General features: G+C 39.1%; 12 protein-coding genes. 7 read left to right on the top strand and 5 right to left on the bottom strand.

Annotated features, from left to right (window positions below; genetic code table 11):
* Positions 1 to 338: 338 nt before the first annotated feature.
* From ppsA to NSMS1_RS12915, 3 genes are all read left to right on the top strand, one after another.
* Positions 339 to 2,843 carry a phosphoenolpyruvate synthase gene (gene ppsA / locus NSMS1_RS12925; protein ID WP_224093748.1) on the top strand — a complete coding sequence of 835 codons (2,505 nt, stop codon included), beginning with the start codon at positions 339 to 341 and terminating at the stop codon, positions 2,841 to 2,843.
* A 39-nt stretch (positions 2,844 to 2,882) separates the two neighbouring features.
* Positions 2,883 to 3,395: a universal stress protein gene (locus NSMS1_RS12920; RefSeq protein WP_224095221.1), complete on the top strand. Its 513-nt coding sequence runs from the start codon at positions 2,883 to 2,885 to the stop codon at positions 3,393 to 3,395.
* Positions 3,396 to 3,473: 78 nt separating this feature from the next.
* Positions 3,474 to 5,642: a tetratricopeptide repeat protein gene (locus NSMS1_RS12915; protein WP_224093734.1), complete on the top strand. Its 2,169-nt coding sequence runs from the start codon at positions 3,474 to 3,476 to the stop codon at positions 5,640 to 5,642.
* 123 nt (positions 5,643 to 5,765) lie between these two features.
* Here the strand turns inward: NSMS1_RS12915 and NSMS1_RS12910 are convergent, their stop codons facing one another.
* From NSMS1_RS12910 to NSMS1_RS12900, 3 genes are all read right to left on the bottom strand, one after another.
* A complete protein-coding gene (locus NSMS1_RS12910; protein WP_224093732.1) occupies positions 5,766 to 6,203 on the bottom strand; it encodes a KTSC domain-containing protein in 438 nt (145 codons plus the stop codon).
* Between the two features lie 106 nt (positions 6,204 to 6,309).
* On the bottom strand, positions 6,310 to 7,359 hold the full coding sequence (locus tag NSMS1_RS12905) for a response regulator (RefSeq protein WP_224093729.1): 1,050 nt from the start codon (positions 7,357 to 7,359) through the stop codon (positions 6,310 to 6,312).
* Positions 7,360 to 7,365: 6 nt separating this feature from the next.
* Complete coding sequence (locus NSMS1_RS12900; RefSeq protein WP_224093726.1) at positions 7,366 to 10,380, bottom strand: response regulator; 3,015 nt, start codon at positions 10,378 to 10,380, stop codon at positions 7,366 to 7,368.
* Between the two features lie 362 nt (positions 10,381 to 10,742).
* On the opposite strand from NSMS1_RS12900, the gene NSMS1_RS12895 reads away from it, so the two are divergent.
* A complete protein-coding gene (locus NSMS1_RS12895; protein ID WP_224093400.1) occupies positions 10,743 to 12,230 on the top strand; it encodes an IS1380 family transposase in 1,488 nt (495 codons plus the stop codon).
* A gap of 489 nt (positions 12,231 to 12,719) precedes the next feature.
* The gene (locus tag NSMS1_RS12890) at positions 12,720 to 13,499 is read left to right on the top strand and encodes a hypothetical protein (protein WP_224093723.1); all 780 of its coding nucleotides are present in this window, start codon (positions 12,720 to 12,722) and stop codon (positions 13,497 to 13,499) included.
* A 146-nt stretch (positions 13,500 to 13,645) separates the two neighbouring features.
* On the opposite strand, the gene NSMS1_RS12885 is transcribed toward NSMS1_RS12890, so the two are convergent.
* A complete protein-coding gene (locus NSMS1_RS12885) occupies positions 13,646 to 15,247 on the bottom strand; it encodes a 2-isopropylmalate synthase (RefSeq protein WP_411908679.1) in 1,602 nt (533 codons plus the stop codon).
* 75 nt (positions 15,248 to 15,322) lie between these two features.
* Here NSMS1_RS12885 and NSMS1_RS12880 point away from each other — a divergent pair, with 75 nt between their 5' ends.
* Both NSMS1_RS12880 and NSMS1_RS12875 read left to right on the top strand, forming a co-directional pair.
* A complete protein-coding gene (locus tag NSMS1_RS12880) occupies positions 15,323 to 16,000 on the top strand; it encodes a GntR family transcriptional regulator (RefSeq protein ID WP_224093721.1) in 678 nt (225 codons plus the stop codon).
* 339 nt (positions 16,001 to 16,339) lie between these two features.
* On the top strand, positions 16,340 to 17,677 hold the full coding sequence (locus NSMS1_RS12875; protein WP_224093715.1) for a PrsW family glutamic-type intramembrane protease: 1,338 nt from the start codon (positions 16,340 to 16,342) through the stop codon (positions 17,675 to 17,677).
* A 269-nt stretch (positions 17,678 to 17,946) separates the two neighbouring features.
* Here the strand turns inward: NSMS1_RS12875 and NSMS1_RS12870 are convergent, their stop codons facing one another.
* Positions 17,947 to 18,594 (bottom strand): hypothetical protein, encoded by a 648-nt coding sequence (locus tag NSMS1_RS12870; RefSeq protein ID WP_224093713.1) that lies wholly within the window; start codon positions 18,592 to 18,594, stop codon positions 17,947 to 17,949.
* Positions 18,595 to 19,312 lie beyond the last annotated feature (718 nt).

Here is a 19,312-nt window from a genome sequence, read left to right as displayed (position 1 = left end):
ACTTAAAATGTTCTTTATCTATCTTGAGAATAGTTAGGTAATATGAGGATTTTGTGAGGAAAATTATTCTTGGTAATATTCCGTAATATTTATACATAAAAGTAAATGATTTTATTAGCTAGAGGTGGGAATTTCTATATAAATTTTCAGCCAAATCGACGGCTATAGACTGCTATTACACAAATACAAGCAGCCTCGGCAGTTTAAAAACCCTAAATTTAGGGTTAGGAAGTGTCCTCACAAGTTCCTCAAAATAAGTTCCTATAAACATGAGTGTGAGACTTAAAAGTAGATAACTGGACTACACACTAAGTCTTTGAGTTATAGGAAAATTCATCATGGTAAACATACTAATAAATTCCCAATCTGATTTAGTTTCTAAAGAACAAGTTCTAGTGTTACCTCTGAATCAAGTGGGAATTGCAGATATCCCCTTAGTAGGTGGAAAAAATGCCTCCTTGGGTGAGATGATTCAGCAATTGCGGCGTAAGGGTGTGAAAGTTCCGACTGGGTTCGCTACTACTGCTTTTGCTTATAGATATTTCATTTCCTCCGCCGGGTTAGAAGCTAAATTAAGAGAGATTTTTGCAGATTTAGATGTAGAGGATGTGCAGAATTTACGCCAGCGTGGTAAACAAGCTAGGTTACTAATGTTGCAAACTCCTTTCCCGACAGCATTACAAGATGCGATCGCCCAAGCCTACACCAACCTCTGTCAAGAATACGGTGCTGATACCGATGTCGCCGTCCGTTCTAGCGCCACGGCTGAGGATTTACCTGACGCAAGCTTTGCAGGACAACAAGAAACTTACCTCAATGTCCACGGTTTACCAGCCGTCCTCGAATCTTGTCACAAGTGTTTTGCTTCCATTTTCACCGATCGCGCCATCTCCTATCGTCAAATCAAAGGCTTTGACCACTTCAATATTGCCCTTTCGGTCGGTGTACAAAAAATGGTGCGTTCTGACTTGGCTACTTCTGGGGTGATGTTCTCCATTGATACGGAAACCGGGTTTAAAGATGCAGCTTTGATTACAGCCGCCTATGGTTTGGGGGAAAATGTCGTCCAAGGCGCAGTTAACCCCGATGAGTATTTAGTATTTAAACCAACTCTGAAACAAGGATACCGCTCAGTTATTAAAAAGCGCCTCGGCACTAAAGAAATTAAAATGGTGTATGACTTGGGCGGTTCAAAATTGACTAAAAACGTTTCCGTTCCTCACTCAGAACGCAACGTTTTCGCCCTCAACGATGAAGACATCTTACAACTAGCACATTGGGCTTACATCATTGAGGAACACTATTCTCAAGTGCGTGGTGTCTACACACCAATGGATATTGAATGGGCGAAAGATGGTTTAACTAATGAATTGTTCATTGTCCAAGCGCGTCCAGAAACGGTGCAATCGCAGAAAACAAATAATGTACTGCGGAATTATCACTTGTCAAGAAATGGAGAAGAAAATACTCAATCTCTTACACCTATTATTACTGGTCGCAGTGTTGGGGAAATGATTGGACAAGGTAAAGCCAGAGTAATTCTAGATGTCCATCAAATTAACCAGTTTCAAGCGGGAGAAGTGTTAGTTACTAACCGCACTGATCCAGATTGGGAACCAATTATGAAACGGGCTAGTGCCATTGTCACTAACTCTGGTGGTAGAACTTGTCACGCAGCGATTATTGCTAGGGAGTTGGGTATCCCGGCGATCGTGGGTTGTGGTAATGCGACTACTATTTTAAAAACTGGACAGGAAATTACTGTTAGCTGTGCAGAAGGGGAAACAGGTAAAGTCTACTCTGGTTTGTTACCCTACGAAATCAAAGAAATTCCGCTAGAAAAATTGCCCCGCACCCGTACCCAAATTATGATGAATTTGGGCAATCCCGAAGAAGCCTTTGGCTTAAGGAGCATTCCTAATGATGGGGTAGGATTGGCCAGGATGGAGTTTATTATAAACAACCACATCAAAGCCCATCCTATGGCATTGATTCACTTCGATGAGTTGGCAGACGAATTAGCTAAATACAAAATTGCAGAATTAACTGCCCAATACGAAGATAAAGCCCAATTCTTTGTCGATAAACTAGCTCAAGGAATTGCCACGATCGCAGCTGCATTTTATCCCAAACCTGTCATAGTCCGCCTCTCTGACTTCAAAAGTAATGAATACGCCAACCTCTTAGGCGGTAGACAGTTTGAACCTAAAGAAGAAAACCCGATGATTGGCTGGCGTGGTGCTTCTCGCTACTATGACCCCCGTTACAGCGAAGGTTTCGCCCTAGAATGTCAAGCCATGAAACGAGTCCGCGACGACATGGGTTTAACCAACGTCATCTTAATGGTTCCCTTCTGCCGCACTCCCAACGAAGGACGGCGGGTATTAGCAGAGATGGCGAAACATGGGTTAGTGCGGGGGGAAAACGACTTACAAGTTTATGTCATGTGTGAGTTACCCAGTAACGTGGAGTTAGCAGACGAATTTTGTCAAGTATTTGATGGTTTCTCCATTGGTTCCAATGACTTGACACAGTTAACACTGGGACTAGATAGAGATTCGGAGTTAGTCGCCCATTTATTTGATGAACGTGACGAAGCCGTTAAGCGGATGATAGCGAAAGCGATCGCCACTGTCAAACAGCACGGATGTAAAATTGGTATCTGCGGTCAAGCACCAAGTGATTACCCAGAATTTGCCTGTTTCTTAGTCGAACAAGGAATTGATTCCATCAGCCTTAACCCTGATTCAGTGCTTAAGACTTTGTTGGAAATTGCTGAGGCGGAAGGTAGTTCAGATGAGGGAGTGGGGGGAGATGTGGGAGTAGAGGAGAACAACTTTTGACTATGGACTGTTGACTAATGACTAATGACTAATAAAATTATGTTTAACAAAATTTTGGTGGCGGTAAACAATACTGAAGTGGGTAAGCAGGTATTCGAGAAAGCTGTATCTTTGGCGGTGGCGACTAATGCTGAATTGTTGTTGCTACACGTTGTCTCACCTTTTGATGAAGATTACTTGAATCCTGACTCAATAGAAACGCGCAGTTCTTATAAAACTCCAACTGATGCTGTTGAGTATTACATAGGTCAATGGAACACGCTTAAGCAAGAGGGGATAGACTTTTTGACACTGCTGACTAATCAGGCGATCGCTAAAGGTGTCACAGTTGATTTTACTCAAGAATTGGGTGAGCCTAGTCGCTTGATTTGTGAAATTGCCCGGAGTTGGAATGCTGACTTAATTATTCTCGGTCGTCGGGGTTTACATGGTTTGAGTGAGTTTCTACTGGGTAGTGTTAGCAATTATGTTTTACATCATGCTCCTTGTTCAGTGTTGACGGTGCAAGGAATTAGCACCGCCACCCCAGAAACCCCAATGACTCTAAAGTAAAATTCAGGCTGCATCGTCGTTCACCACAAAATTCTGTTATAGATTAGGAGATACGCACAACAAATGAGGATGGTTGTAATGACGAGCAAGAATCAATTTGTTGTATCCCTGATTTTGAAAGGTGCTTTAATCTTTTCGCCGTTGCTGCTGTGTGCTGATATTAGCCGTGGACAGACACCATCAACCACGCAACAACAAATTGTTGCTCAAGCACTCACAAATCAGGAACGAGAAGAATTAACGAAGTTGCGTGCAGATAAAAAAGAACGCGCACAAATTCAAGCTGATTTTGAGCAAGCTTTCAGCCGTACAACCATCCTCCTCAATATCTGGTTAGTTATCCTGAGCTTATTTCCTGTCGCTATCATCGCTTTATTTTGGTTATTGCGCCGAGTTGCCATTCGGGAAATCGTGAATCGAGCAATGTCTCAATTTGAGGGAGTAGAAAAGTTAGAAAATCAGTTAGTTATTGTGAAACAAGATGCCGAAAACCTCATCCAAGATGCTAAAAATATTAATCGGGTCTTAGAAAAAGAAACTGAAGCTTTACAACAAAAAATTAAAATCGAACAAGAAAATCTATCTTTTGCTACATCTGAATTGTTACAAGCTAAAACAGATAACTTAGCACAAATCACAGCAGAGATTGGCAATTTTCAGAGCAAGATAGAAACTTTAGTTTTGGACTTTACCAACAGGCTTTCTCAATCTGAGTTAGATACGCAAAAGCAAAGAGATATAACCCTAGAGAATATATTTCAGATAGAATCACTCCTTAGTAGCCAACTTGTCGAACTACAAAACAAAGCTGAGGAACACCAAAAGTTAGTTTTAGGAAACATAGATAATACTAGAGTTGACTTTAATAATAATTTATTAAATATACAATCTGAAACTCAACAACATAGAAATAACATTATTGATAACTTAAATCGCTGGCAAGCAGAATTACAGCAAGATTTACAACAACAAAAAGATATTCAGATAAGAAATATCCAAGAAGTAGCAAGTAGTTTTAATTCTCAAGTTAACGAATTGCAATTAGCAGCCCAAAATGAAAAAGATAGCCTGGGCAATAATTTCAATCAGTTGCAGTCAGATGTGCAGCTAGAAAAGGATAGGGTTTTACAAAGTTTAGAGGAATTGAAAAGTTTATTCCAAGCTCAAGTGTCTGAATTACAAGTGCAAACACAACAAGAGTTAACCCGATTTCAATCAGAGTTTGCATCATATATATCTGAACTAAAAATAAATGCCGAAAATAGCAAAACTCAAATAATTACAGAATTAGAAAAATCTGGCTCAGAGTTTGTTTCCCAATTTTCGGAAATACAATCTAACGCTCAACAACAAAAATTTCTGATTCTAGAAAAGCTAGAACAATTAAAAACAGAGTTTATCAACCAAATCTCAGAAATACAATTAGATGCTCAACAAAGCAAGGATGAAATTTTACAAGAATTAGTGGCAAATCAACCTGCTGTAGTTTTAGAATCGCAACCAATAAAAGAAACTCAGCCGGAAGAATCAATAAATGAAACAGAACAGCCACAAGTCAGATTTGATGAGTGTGTTGAACAGGGAGATAGTCTGTTTTCTCAAAAGCTTTACGAAGAAGCGATCGCCTATTACGAACAAGCTGTTAAAATTCAAGCTGATGACTCTGTAGCTTGGTTTAAACGTGGTCTTACTCTGGCAAGGTTAAAGCGTTTCAAAGATGCGATAAAATCCTACAATCAAGCGATTAAAATTCAACCAGACTATTATCAAGCTTGGTGTGATTTAGGTGTAGCCTTTGGCTATATCCGTCGCCATCAGGAAGCATTCGCAGCCTTTGACAAAGCCACACAAGTTAAACCTGATGATGGAGTTGTTTGGTTAAATCGCGGTTTGGCTCTGATAGAATTGGAAGCATACGAAGATGCGATCGCATCTTTTAACCAAGCCTTAAAATTGCAACCAGAATCCCCTAAAATCTGGGATAAGCGTGGCTATTGCTTAGTTAGATTAGGTTTTGATGATGAGGCAATAATTGCTTTTGATAAGGCACTAGAAATTAAACCAGACTATGCCAGTGCTTATTATAATAAAGCCGCTTGTTATGCTCTGCAAAAAGAAGTTAACTTAGCTTTAGCCAATTTGCAACAAGCAATTATTATCAATCCTCGATATAAAGAAGATGCTGCAAATGATATAGATTTTGATGAAATTGCAGATAATGAAGGATTTATACAATTAATTACATGATACAAGTCCGGTTAATTAGTTACGATATGTTTGCTTTGGTTGGTAATAGGTAATTATTTTCTCTCATTACGAATTACCTATTAACCATTACCAAACCCTACTATATAATAAGTATTGAACAAATTAATAATTACATTGATTAAAATCACATATCTCATCTAAACGGTCACACTCATATTTACCTTTAATCTCTTGATTAAAAAACTGACCAATAGAGTCTGCTGCTTGTAAATCTTCCCAAGTTTCTGCTTCTATACCCGAATATTGATAAACTGCACCATTGTAAAATTCCACCTGCAATACCTGTTCCTCGCTATCGTAACCAACAGCTGTCGCCATTGATGAGTTCACAGGTAACATAGCAATTGCTGCTTCTTCATAAGGAAGTGCATTAGCTTCAGCGACAATTTCGTTCAGTTCTTGCAAGCCTTCATAAGCTTGTATTGGTGCGGGAATTTCTAAAAACTCAAATTCATGACCTTTATCGAGCAACAATTGCAAACATCCATCAGAGTGAGAGATAGCTACTAAATTGCTCAAGTCTATCTTGGATAGTTTCATGAATTTGCTCTCCTATTGCGTAATGGGAGTTTTAAAACAACTAAAAATCTTTATAATACATATGTACTAAATAAATTATTACTCGTCAATCTGGTTCACAAAAACTTTATAAAACACATTCACCAACAATACTTGATGTACCTGGATGAAGTCGGGATTGACGCAGGGCTAACGCACAGTGATAAACTACCTCTTTGACTAGGCGAATTTCCAATTCTGAGAACATTTCTGCATTTTTCTTCAACAGCCACAAGTTACCGAAAATACCGTAGGTGTCAAAAAGTGAGTAGATGAGAATTGTCTGTTGGCGTTCCTCCTCTTGGGTTGAGTTCGGTTTCCACAAGCAGAATTGAGTAATATCTTCTGGCGCTAATTGTTGATAAAATTTGGGCGAGTTTACCAATGACTCAATCAGATGACCGACTTGACTATCTTGAGTGTTCACATATTGATGGGTAATAGCGCAGTTGTAAAATTCTGGTTCGCAGCTAGTTAAACAACAACTCTCTAGCTCTAAGCTCACCGCTAACTCTTGCACTACCAATTGCCAAATATCAGCTTCTGCCAAGCTATCATGCAGCTTAGTCGTGATGAGTTGTATTTTGTCTACTAATTCTAGCGATCGCTGTAGTTGATTGGTCAATTCTACAACTTTCTCCTCATAAACTCGCTGTATTTTTTTTAAGTTTGCTTCTACCTGTTGGCGTTGGCGAACTTCTTGCTGTAATTTTTGGTTTTGTGTTTGCAGTTGTTGTTGCTGGTGGTGAATAATTAATTGGTGCGTCACTCTAGCTACAACCTCGGCTTCTTGAAAAGGCTTGGTAATGTAATCTGCGCCACCAATATCAAAAGCTTTCACTTTATCTATAGCTTGGTCTAAGGCACTAATAAAAATAATCGGAATATGGGCAGTTTTTTCTTGGGATTTCAACTGTCGGCAAACTTCATAACCGTTGATTTCTGGCATATTAATGTCGAGTAAAATTAAATCAGGAGGCTCTATTTGTGCCGCTTGAATTGCCATCTTACCGCTTACAGTTTTTCTTACCTTAAAGCCTTTAGATTCCAAAATCTTTGATAATAACCGTAGATTATCGGGGGTATCATCAACAAGTAAAATAGGTCCTGATTCATTAAAATATTGAGGTATATACATATGCTTTTATTGGGGATAGGTAAGATTAACGATAGTTTCTAAATTAAAGTTATCAACTAAATCTTTTAAAGCATGAGCAAGTTGTTGTTCACTTTGGGGAATTTGATTGAGCAACTCATAGAGTCTTACATCATCAATCACCAGAGCCGCTTCATGAACTTGAGCAATCCAGTCGGCTGGCATAATTTGCAAATCTGCTACTGTTAACTGTAGAGATATTTTCTTTGGTTCAGGTAACTTTTGGGGGGAACTTTCGGCATAAATATAACGCACACCAAGACAGTCTGACATTTTGTCGAAAAGAGTTGTTTCTTCAAAAGGTTTAGCGACAAAATCATCAAAGCCAACTTTTAAAACAGCTTTTCTATCTTCCTCAAAAACATTTGCTGTTAAAGCAATAATTGCTATGTTTTTTCCTTGCGGCATAGCTCTAATTTGATTAGTTGCCTCATACCCATTTAATACAGGCATTTGGATATCCATCCAAATCAGGTGCGGTTGCCATTCCTTGCAGATATTAAGAGCTTGTAAACCGTTTTCCGCAGCACAAACTTCAAAACCCACAGACTCCAAAAGTTTGACCATCAGTTGCCGATTTTCTTGAATATCCTCAACAATGAGAATTCGATAATGCGGTTGTCCAGGCTCTAAACCGATGACTCTCCTCGTAATTTGTGCTAGAGGAAGCACATCAACTGTTTCTGCTACAGTTAGTTGGATACGGCAAGTAAAAGTTGTACCTTGATTTAAAATACTCTTGACTGTTACCTCGCCTCCCATCAGTCTGGCAAACTGGCGGCTAATAGGTAAACCTAAACCTGTACCTTGTGTAAATTGTCGTCCACTTTTGGCTTGTACAAAAGCATCAAAAATTAACTCTATATCTTCAGAATCAATTCCTAGTCCTGTATCTTCAACTTCAAATTCAATTATTACTTTGCCTGTAGATACTGCACAATCAGGCGGATAATAAACTTTGAGCGCAACATGACCAATAACTGTGAATTTGATGGCATTACCGATGAGGTTAATTAATATTTGGCTGAGTTTGTTTTCATCTCCACAAACATATTGATTAACTTCTGGACTTAAATAAATACTTAAATATAACCCTTTTTCTGCCGCTTTTAAGGCAAACATCTCCCGAATTGAGTAAAGCAGCCGATGTAGGTCAAAATAGTTTTCATTCAGGGTTAATTGTCCAGCTTCTATTTTAGACATTTCTAAAACATCATTAATTAACCCTAATAGATGTTCACCACTCCTACTAATAATGTCGAGATTTTCTCTATCTTCATGGGATAAAGATTGATTACGGGCGATAAGTTGGGTAAAGCCTAAAATAGCATTAAGTGGCGTGCGTAATTCATGACTCATCTTAGCTAGAAATTGGCTCTTGGCGCGGTTAGCAATTTCTGCATGTTCTGCGGCTTGTTTGAGTGCTGTATGAGAAAACTCTAATGCAGCCAGCATCAAATTATTTTTCATTTCGTGAGCAACTTCAATATCAAAATGTTGCCACGGTAATGATTTATCTTTGACTGTTTCTTTCCACAATTCAAATGATTTACGCGGAGACAAACGCAGGCTATTATCTGGATCAATAGTCACTGGTTTATGAGGATTACCTGCCCAATTAACTGTATGAATTTGCTCTGCTCTAAACCAGATAATGTGATAAGAACTGTGATTGAGAACAATTGAAATTGCTAATAAACCACAAGCTTTATCTTTAAAGTCTCCAGCTTTGGGATAGAGTTGAGGTAAGGAATCTGTATAAATAATTTCTTGAGTATTTTGGCTCATCAGCCAACTAACGATCGCTTGCGTATCTGATACCGTTGGCGTAACTCCCAGTAGGGTTAGTTGTCCCGCTAATAATATCGCCGCCCCTTGTGCTTGTACTAAATTCAATAAGTTAGTTTCATTGCGTTTAAACACACCACCAATGTATTCAGAGTCATCTGATAATGCTTGTCTTAACTGTTCTTGAATTAGCTTGACTTGTTGGCGGTACGAATAGAGCGATCGCTCTTGTTGATTCAGCAATTCTACTGATGCAAACTTGCCAATAAATTCACACACTTTGCGAACTTCATAATCAACATTTTTAGGTGTGTAATGGTGACAAGCTATCAAACCCCAAAGCCTATTTTCATTAATCAAGGAAACACAAACAGTAGCCGCCACACCCATATTTTGTAAATACTCTATATGTAAGGGTGAAACGCTTCTCAATACAGCATCGCTTAAATCGAGTGGTGTACCTGTGAGGGGATTATTTGTAGGAATTAATTGCACAGGTTGATAATTAACATCTGGGATGAGTCGCAGCCATTTTTGATAATAAAGTCTTCGCGCTTGCGCTGGAATATCGGAAGCTGGATAATGTAGTCCTAAGTAGCTATCTAAATGACTTTGTTTATCTTCGGCTATAATCACTCCACTGTTATCTGCTTCAAATTTGTAAATCACCACCCTGTCAAACTGCGTAATTTGTCTCAATTCATGAGTAATATTTTCATATAGTTCTGCTAAAGTCTTAGAATTACGGATGTTGTTAACGGCTTTTTCTAATACTTGATAATTTTCTAAATAATTACTCGTCGCTTTTGATACTTGAGGTTCTAGTTCTAAAATTAAAACTCCCTCACAGCGATGGATAATACTTAAGAAAAATACAGACTTAAGTAATTCAGCAATTTCATGGTTACTATTGAGAATTTGATGATTTATTTTCAGTAGTTGAATAAGTACTTGATTCTCTTGGGTGAAGAAGCTTTGAATTTTACTTACTTGCTCAGGTGATATTAAGTAGCTTAAGTGTTTACCAATTAAAGATTCTGCTGAGAGACCGAAAAAAGCATTCGTATTTTCACTAACTTGGATAATTTTTAACTCTGGCTCTTGTAAAACTATCAGAACTCCATGAGGTTGTATCAATCCAGGTATGTGAATAGGTTCGCGATCGCAGTTAGTAATATCAAACTTTTCTGACAAAGCTAGGTCTGAAGCTTTCATTTAAAAAAATAGCTTTTATACCAATAAATTATATGTTATTAATAACACAAATTCATGGCTAAAATTATTATTCTTTATACACAGACAATAAGTTAAGAATTATAAAAAATAGCTACTATTGCTAACTTGAAATACTTGTTAACCAGCTTTAATTCCTCTCAATAGCAACACGCAATCTCAGTACTCAGTCCGTATATATAACTAATATTAAGTTTTATTAAGAAGATTGACCACTGAAAAAATAGCGAATACAGTGTGTCACAGATGCTACGCTTTACCCGGATTTCTCACAAAGAGATAAAAAAAGGGGGTCAAAAACTGCGAAAATGTATATAGGATAAGCATTCCAGCAGTTATAAACCATGACCCCGACTTTCACAGATATTACACCAAAACAATTCAAATTCTCCGGGGAAAAATCACACCCGATTGTAGTTAATTTTCAGGGTGGGACGGTAACATCGGATGCAGGATTAAGCTTAATTGCGGAAATAGACAGAAAATTAGAAATCACATCAAAATTTGCACAGTGTTTCCAAGATTACCGTCAGCCAAATCGAGTTGACCATTCAGTAGAGAGTTTAATTAAACAACGTATATACGGGTTAGTCATGGGATATGAAGACTTAAATGACCACGAGGAATTACGTCATGACCCGATGTTTGCTCTAGCAGTCTTAAAAACAATTGGAATAGAGGATGAGCCTGCAATATTGGCAGGAAAAAGTACATTAAACCGACTGGAACATTGCCCTGAAGAGATAGAACAAGGAGTAGACAGTCGTTATCATAAAATCGGGCATTCTCGATCAGAGATTGAAAGTTTATTTGTCAAAATATTTCTAGAATCTTACGCCAAAGAGCCAAGACAAATTATTTTGGATTTAGATGTAACTGATGACTTAGTACACGGCAATCAGGAGCAAGTTTTCTTCAATACTTATTATGGGGGATACTGCTATGCTCCACTGTATATATTTTGTGGAAAACATCTGTTAGCATCCAAACTTCGCCCTTCAAATGTAGACCCAGCATTTGGGGCATTATCAGAACTACAGAGAGTGATTAAACAAATACGTCAACAATGGAAGAATGTTGAGATTTTAGTACGTGGAGATAGTGCCTATTCTAGGGACGATATCATGAGGTGGTGTGAATCACAGCCCGGTTTAGATTATGTTTTTGGATTGGCGCAAAATAGTCGTTTAATTGGGATGACTACGACGACTCAAAATAGAGCCTCGCTTGAGTTTGAGCAAAAACTATCAACAGTAGTTTCATTTTTAGAAACAGTATTTCAGCCAGATGAACAACTTCCTTCGCTTGCGGAAGATTTGATTGATAACTCAATTTGGTACAAGTCTTTAGACTATCAAACCCGTGAATCTTGGAGTCGTAGTCGTCGTGTTGTTTGTAAGGTTGAATATGGGACGAAGGGAGCTAAAATTCGTTTTGTTGTAACTTCTTTAGCTACTAATAAAGTACCTCCTAGTCAACTGTATAAACAAAAATATTGTCAGCGAGGGGAGATGGAAAATCGCTTTAAAGAACAACAATTAGAACTTTTTAGTGATAGAACAAGCACCCACACGTTTGCGGGAAATCAATTACGTCTGTGGTTTTCTTCTGTTGCTTACGTTTTGATGAATGCGTTGCGTCAAAAATGTTTAGCTAAAACTGAATTACAAAATGCCACTGTTGGAACTATTCGTACCAAGTTATTGAAGTTAGGAGCTTTAATTACTATAAGTACACGCCGTATTTTAATTGCAATTACTAGTTCTTGTCCATACAAACATATATTTGCTACTGCTCATAGACGTTTAAAAATGCTCCCTAATACTGCTTAAATTGAAATTAAATTGCCTTTTGCTTATTTCTAATCAATGATACTTTGGGCTTGGGCCGATTCAAGTCCTGTTTTGGAATGCGGATATTTTATGAACAGAGCATTTTAATTTTACCAGCAATAAAAAATAGTAATCATTTTTACTTAACAACTTCGGTTTTATACTTAATTTATCTCTGCGCCTAAATTTTGATTGATGATGTATCAGAAAAGAGCCTCACATCAGGTCATGTAAATTTATTTTTTACTGCTTGTGAGAAATCCGGGTTTAGCAGTCTAAAACTTGTCTAAAACTATTGTTTCCATAGATTAGTGCCTTGCTACATATATTGTCTGGCGCTTAATTTGGCATACAAAGTTTCAGCATAAACCTTTAACAAATAGCGTGTCTAATAAAACAACTTGATGCAAATAATCCAACCGGAATATTTGCAGATTCTTGTTAAGACACCACCTAATAATCCAGTCAACGTTACAACGGAAGATTTTTGTGAAAAAGTTTACCTACTTCTTAGCCGTAACTCTCACCTTTGTTCTTTGGCTAGGCGGATTAAGCCCTGCCCTCGCGCAGTCTTCCCCCAAACCAGCATTAGGTATAACTAGCCTTTACAATAACCCAGAAGACCAGAAACAAGGGTACAGCGTATATCACGATATATTACAATACGCTGTAGCGATTCCAGCACAGGAAATTCCTCAAGGCGTTCCTTTTCCCCAAACTAAAGAAGAATTTCAAAAACTGTTACCCGGTTTAGTTGAGAAGTTGGGTGATGGTTCTGTCACTAAAGCTTGGTTTGATTTCCAAGCTGCACAAGCCCAAACAGCAGGTAACGAATTGTTTAGCGTTAATGCCCCTTCTGGACAAAAACTCTACACAGTAGTAGCTGGAGATCCAGCGCTATCCTGCCCTTTGCAAATTAAAGATACGCAAATTGCATTCTTCACAGATGCCAACAAAGCGATCGCAAAAGCTAAGGAACTAGATGCCAAGAAGTACTTAGTTTATGTTTCTCCTGCCAAAGACTTAAGTGCTAAAGCGCTTAATGCTTTATATGATAACTATCAAAGTAGCGGCAATCAATCTTGTTTTATAGTTGATGGCGCTACCAAGCAAATTACAGTCGATTTCCAAAATATCTTCGCACTGCTTCCTCCTCGCCTACAACAGCCAGCACGCGAACAACCCTTTGTATTCACACCCAGACGCGGACAAGATAACTTATATCTAGTCAACGCTAGACAAACAGGTAGTCAGTTAGCCGGACTTTAGTTATACCTGCAAATTTTTAACAACACTCAGCATTAAATTAATAAGGGTTTTATGGCAGATTCTCATCAATCCATAAAACCCCTTTGTTATTTCTCCTCTGTGTTCTCCGTGCCTCTGTGGTTAAAATCACTCATTAAACCACAAAGTTAAGAAGTTACCAAAACCGACTTCTGCGTTTCCAAATACCGATAAAGACGATTGACAGCATTGATATAAGCATAAGCAGCCGCCACTACAATATCAGTATCAGATGCTTGTCCAGAGAATATTTGCCCTTGATATTCTAAGCGAATTGTTACCGTTCCCAGTGCATCAATTCCACCCGTCACCGACTGCACAGAAAACTCAATCAATTGATTAGGAATCTGCACTAAGCGATTAATAGCTTGGTACACCGCATCTACTGGGCCTGTACCCACACTGGCATCGGTGATAATTTTGCCGTCAGGGGTGACAATAGTGATAGTTGCAGTCGGACAAGTACAGTCACCGCAAATTACCTGTACGTGTTCTATCTGAAAACCACTGTCTACTTGAATTTGGGTTTCATCTCTGACTATCGCCTCTAAATCCAAATCCGACATTTCTTTTTTCTTATCGGCGACTTCTTTAAACCGATTGAAGGCTTTATTTAATTCCGCCTCGCCCAATTCAAAACCTAATTCTTTCAACCGAGTCCGAAAAGCATTTCTACCAGAGTGCTTACCTAAGACAATCTTGTTTTCTGGCAAGCCAATAGATGCAGCTTCCATAATTTCGTAAGTCTGACGATGCTTAATTACCCCATCTTGATGAATCCCCGATTCATGGGCGAAAGCGTTAGCACCAACGATCGCTTTATTCGGTTGAATCAGCATCCCTGTTAATTGGGAAACCAAGGAGGAAGTTCTATAAATTTCCTGGGTTTTGATATTGGTTAAGGGTACATCACTATCTACTACACGCCCAAAATAGGGATTGAAATAATGTTTGCGAACCTGTAAAGCCATAACAATTTCTTCTAAGGCTGCATTTCCCGCTCGTTCGCCAATACCATTAATCGTACACTCTACCTGACGCACACCGTTTTCAATTGCTGCCAAAGCGTTGGCTGTTGCCAAACCTAAATCATTTTGTGTGTGAATTGACAAAATTACTTGGTCAATATTGGCGACGTTTTGGCGAATCCCTTGAATTAAATTACCCATTTCCTTGGGTGTGCAGTAACCAACAGTGTCAGGAATATTAATTGTAGTTGCACCTGCGGCGATCGCCCTCTCCAATACCTGATACAAAAACTCTCTTTCGGTACGGCTGGCATCCATTGGCGAAAATTCTACATCATCTACAAACAATTTCGCATAGGCAACCATTTCCTCTGCGATCGCCAATACTTCGCTACGAGATTTTTTCAACTGATATTGCAGGTGAATATCCGAGGTGGCAATAAATGTGTGGATGCGCCGACGCGCTGCACCTTTCAAAGCCTCGGCGGCGACTTGAATATCTTGGCGTACCGCTCTTGCCAAACTACAAATCACTGGGCCATCAGGGGTTCCGACTTTTTCAGCAATGGTTTTCACCGCTTGAAAATCCCCAGAACTAGTCACAGCAAAACCAGCTTCTATTACATCTACACCTAAGAGAGCCAGTTGATGAGCGATCGCTAGCTTTTCTTCTACATTGAGGGTTGCACCTGGAGACTGTTCGCCATCTCTCAGGGTGGTGTCGAAGATGATAACTCTATCTGCTGTGGATTCCATACTCATAACTGTCTCCCATTGGTTTAAGGGAATTATTTTGGATATTGTATACAATAACATAAATTGTATACAATATAAATTATGGATTTAACTCAACTAGCTGCTAACGTGCTGCAACAACAACGCAGCACCCCCGATTTAATTGCCGATGCTTTGCGGGAAGCGATTCTACGCGGCATCTTTGCGGAAGGACAATCTCTCAGACAAGACGAAATTGCCACACAGTTTGGTGTCAGCCGTATTCCTGTGCGGGAAGCATTGCGGCAGTTGGAAGCGGAAGGCTTAGTGACACTGCATCTTAATCGTGGTGCGATCGTTTCCGTACTGACGGCGGCGGAATTACAGGAAATTTGTGAAATTCGTAGCGCCTTGGAAGTAACAGCGATACAGTTAGCCATTCCCAAAATTAGGGAAATAGATATAGAAAAAGCGGCAGTAATATTGGAAGCCAGCAACCAAGCTACTGATGCTGGTGAATTAGCAAAATTAAACTGGGAATTTCATTCCACCCTTTACGCCACAGCCGAACGTCCACGCCTGTTAGGGATGATTAAGACATTACATATAAATTGCGATCGCTACGTCCGGGTGCAAATGGCGCAAATGGACTACCAAGAATTTTCTCAAAAAGAACACTATCAACTTTTAGAGGCGTGCCGAAAACGAGACATTAAAATAGCTGTTCCCTTACTCAAACACCACATTGACAGTGCAGGGGAACAGCTAGTGGCATATTTGCAGCAAAAAGCCTGTAAGTAGAGAGTGGGGGGAAATGAGGGAGCAAGTCAGAACAATTGCTAACTGTCAACTGTCAACTATCAACTGTCAACTGTCAAAATTTGTTTACTATCTGTACTTTTTATTAATTACAGGATTTTTATAATTGACACATCTAATAAATAAAGTACAAACTATACTTTTTATAAAAAGAAGACTTGTCAAAATTAAGAGAAATAATTTTAAATTTTGTATGAGTGAATTTTAAATTTATTCGCAAAGAGTAAAGCTATAGTGTACTTATCAATGCTGCTATTGGCGCGGTCAATTTAACCTCCAATGCCAAGGTATTTTAGGAATTAGTTTGGAAAAACCTACTCGATGACAGGCAAAAACGCAAGACATAATGCTTTTCTGCGGCTAGTGTCTGGTAATGGAGCGGCATTTGGATCAGAATCTCGCTACTCGCTTACCAGTAAAGAGGTAGTAATTGGACGTGACCCCAGTTGCCAAGTTGTTTTAGATGCCATGATGTATCGGATGGTGTCCCGCCGTCATGCTGTGGTTCGTCCCGTCGCTTCATCTGTCGATAACACATTTAGCTGGGTACTTTGTGATTTAAACAGTGCCAATGGTACTTATTTAAACGGTCAGCGCTTGTATGGGTGTCAGGAGTTGCACGCAGGCGATCGCATTTCTTTAGGCGCGGATGGCCCAGAATTTCTATTCGAGTATGCCGTTGCACCCCAACCTACAGTTATCACCAATCAAGCTTCACCTCTACCTTCAGCTAAAAATTCCCCACAAAAGCCAGATTCGGTTAGCTTTACTCAACTGTTTCCCATCATTTCCACTGGGAAGGATTTGACACGTAAAGCTTACCTTGTCCCAGGAATACTGACAGTAGTATTTGTAGTGTTGATGTTTGCCACGGTAGGCAGGCCACAAGCTAATCAAGTCATAGTAGCAACTTATATCGCCTTAGCTGCTTACTATTTTATTTACCAACTGTGCGGCAAACCTAAACCTTGGTGGGTCTTAGTCGGTGCAGCTTTGACGACAACGTTAATTTTGCTCAGTCCGATATTAAATTTATTCATTTACATTTTTCGTGTAGTTCTTCCTGGCGACGTACCAGCCGTAGATCAACCAGTCAACAGCCTCACAGAGTTATTTGTGGGGTACTTTTTTGGCGCTGGGTTAATGGAAGAATTACTCAAAGCCTTACCTATATTGGCAGCATATCTCATCGCTTTAGGACTACCATCACCTTGGCGGGAGCGGATCGGTATTTGGGAACCTTTGGATGGGATTCTTTTAGGAACAGCTTCGGCTGTTGGCTTCACTTTATTAGAAACTCTCGGTCAATATGTACCAGCCGCGTCCATACAAGCGGGTACAGATGTTGGTTTACAAGTCTTAATTGCCAGAATATTAGGTTTGCCAGCCGGACACATGGCTTATAGTGGCTATTTGGGATATTTTATCGGGTTGGCTGCACTCAAACCCCGTCATGCTAAACAAATTCTTGCAGTTGGCTATCTCAGCGCCGCCGCACTTCATGCTTTATGGAATACCGCAGGACACAGCAATAATTTACTCTTAGTCGTTGTTGGGGTCTTGTCTTACGCTTTCTTGATGGCAGCAATTCTCAAGGCTAGAGCATTATCACCCACGCGATCGCAAAATTTTGCTACTCGCTTTCTTGATAATAAATAGAGTTGTGAGTTGTGTTAGCGGTAGCGGCGCGTTTAGCGCGTGCTGAGTATTGATACCAATTACGAATTACGAATTACGAACTAGTATTATCTATCTTAGGATAGATTGTGCTAATTTTTTCATCAGCTTATGGTGACAATATAATGGTTTTTTATGAGTAAAAGCTAGCACTATAGATTTAAAAGTTCCTACAACAAAGCCACCTGTGAGCAATCTTACTGTTCACCGGAGTTAAATCAAAATAAGAATAAACTAACAAAATACAGAGTCTAGGCTTCTGATTGGGAATCATTAAGCTGTTTGATAGCATAGTAAGCGATCGCTACACTCATCTTTGCCTGTTCGATTTCTGATAAATTAGACCAATCCTGATTATTAACGTTATCAACTATAGATGTGAGGTTTTGTTCTTCCCGGCTCCGCATTGCATAAGCGTAGGGACGGGTGAAGATTAATAAGTCCTCTGTTCCCCATGTGGGTAATACACTTTGTACACATTCTACTAATTGCTCGCCTAAAGATTGCCCAGATGTAACAATCTCTGCTGCTTTAGTGGCGATCGCATTTAGCAACGCTTGAGGAATACCAGCTGCAAAAGCTGTATGTAAATTTTCTTGAAGATGAGCTACAACTGTAGACTCTGTAGTATGATTGTAGTGTGAAGCATTGCTTACGCCAGACCATAGGTTATCGAGTTGGTCGTAAAAAACCTGCGCTCTAGTTGTCAGTTCTTCATCTAAAACCTCTTGGGCTGCAAATTGCCGTTCGAGTTCGTCAAAATATGCTTCTGATTCAGCATCACCAGGATTCCAAGGATAAGCCGCATCCTCTGATTCTAGTAACGTTGCTAATAAATCTAGTTCGATTTGAGATACTACAGAATGGCGAGCGTCTGAACCGTTAATTTTATGAATCATTGATAGCCTCTTGTGAAATTAAATTGTTGACAATGAAAGCTACAGTAGACAATTTGAGATTTCCGCAAAAAAAATAGCTTATTTTAATCTTTACATTAACCCTTTACTGCACTGCTTGTGTCAGTTGTAAGTCATGGTTGATTGATTTAACGCTCAATTCCCTTTTAAACGGATTACAACAAATCTTTGCACAACCAGCTAACAACACCTTCCTAAAAAACGCTACAAGAACATTTCCTCATTAGTAAATATTTTATAAATAAAATCTTCTGTACAGTGACTAATTTTTTGTCACTGTACAGGTGGGTTGACAGCAGAACACATACTTAAATTTGGATGAAGTTGTGATGAAGTAGCAACAACCCTCCATGTATTGAGTGGGTTGAAAGAGCTACGCAACAGATACTGTAGTCCAATTTCATAGCGAGTTGCCATATTTCAGCAATTGGAGGGTTGAAAGCAAGTCCTGTACTACCCTTTTAGAAAAATCTAAACTGCCATGTCTTAACTAGCAGTAAGGAATTTTAAACAACGGGACAAAGGTAAGGATATACTTAGATTCAAAGTTAATCCAATTAGCCAATACATCAAAAACTTGATTTGTGTGAGCCAAACTTTTTATCTTACAAAATAACAATAATTAGTCATCACTGCTTTCAGGATACTAATTGGTTACAGCGACAATTAAAAAGTCACCCTGACAATAATTAATCACTGT

The organism is Nostoc sp. MS1, from assembly GCF_019976755.1.
Classification (GTDB): Bacteria; Cyanobacteriota; Cyanobacteriia; order Cyanobacteriales; family Nostocaceae; genus Trichormus.
Note: the sequence above shows the minus strand (reverse complement) of the source record. Positions and strands in the feature narration are given on the sequence as shown.

Excerpts from the sequence above, each read along its gene's own strand:
- ppsA (WP_224093748.1), top strand. The coding sequence starts at position 339 with ATGGTAAACATACTAATAAATTCCCAATCTGATTTAGTTTCTAAAGAA.
- NSMS1_RS12920 (WP_224095221.1), top strand. The coding sequence starts at position 2,883 with ATGTTTAACAAAATTTTGGTGGCGGTAAACAATACTGAAGTGGGTAAG.
- NSMS1_RS12915 (WP_224093734.1), top strand. The coding sequence starts at position 3,474 with ATGACGAGCAAGAATCAATTTGTTGTATCCCTGATTTTGAAAGGTGCT.
- NSMS1_RS12910 (WP_224093732.1), bottom strand. The coding sequence starts at position 6,203 with ATGAAACTATCCAAGATAGACTTGAGCAATTTAGTAGCTATCTCTCAC.
- NSMS1_RS12905 (WP_224093729.1), bottom strand. The coding sequence starts at position 7,359 with ATGTATATACCTCAATATTTTAATGAATCAGGACCTATTTTACTTGTT.
- NSMS1_RS12900 (WP_224093726.1), bottom strand. The coding sequence starts at position 10,380 with ATGAAAGCTTCAGACCTAGCTTTGTCAGAAAAGTTTGATATTACTAAC.
- NSMS1_RS12895 (WP_224093400.1), top strand. The coding sequence starts at position 10,743 with ATGACCCCGACTTTCACAGATATTACACCAAAACAATTCAAATTCTCC.
- NSMS1_RS12885 (WP_411908679.1), bottom strand. The coding sequence starts at position 15,247 with ATGAGTATGGAATCCACAGCAGATAGAGTTATCATCTTCGACACCACC.
- NSMS1_RS12880 (WP_224093721.1), top strand. The coding sequence starts at position 15,323 with ATGGATTTAACTCAACTAGCTGCTAACGTGCTGCAACAACAACGCAGC.
- NSMS1_RS12875 (WP_224093715.1), top strand. The coding sequence starts at position 16,340 with ATGACAGGCAAAAACGCAAGACATAATGCTTTTCTGCGGCTAGTGTCT.
- NSMS1_RS12870 (WP_224093713.1), bottom strand. The coding sequence starts at position 18,594 with ATGATTCATAAAATTAACGGTTCAGACGCTCGCCATTCTGTAGTATCT.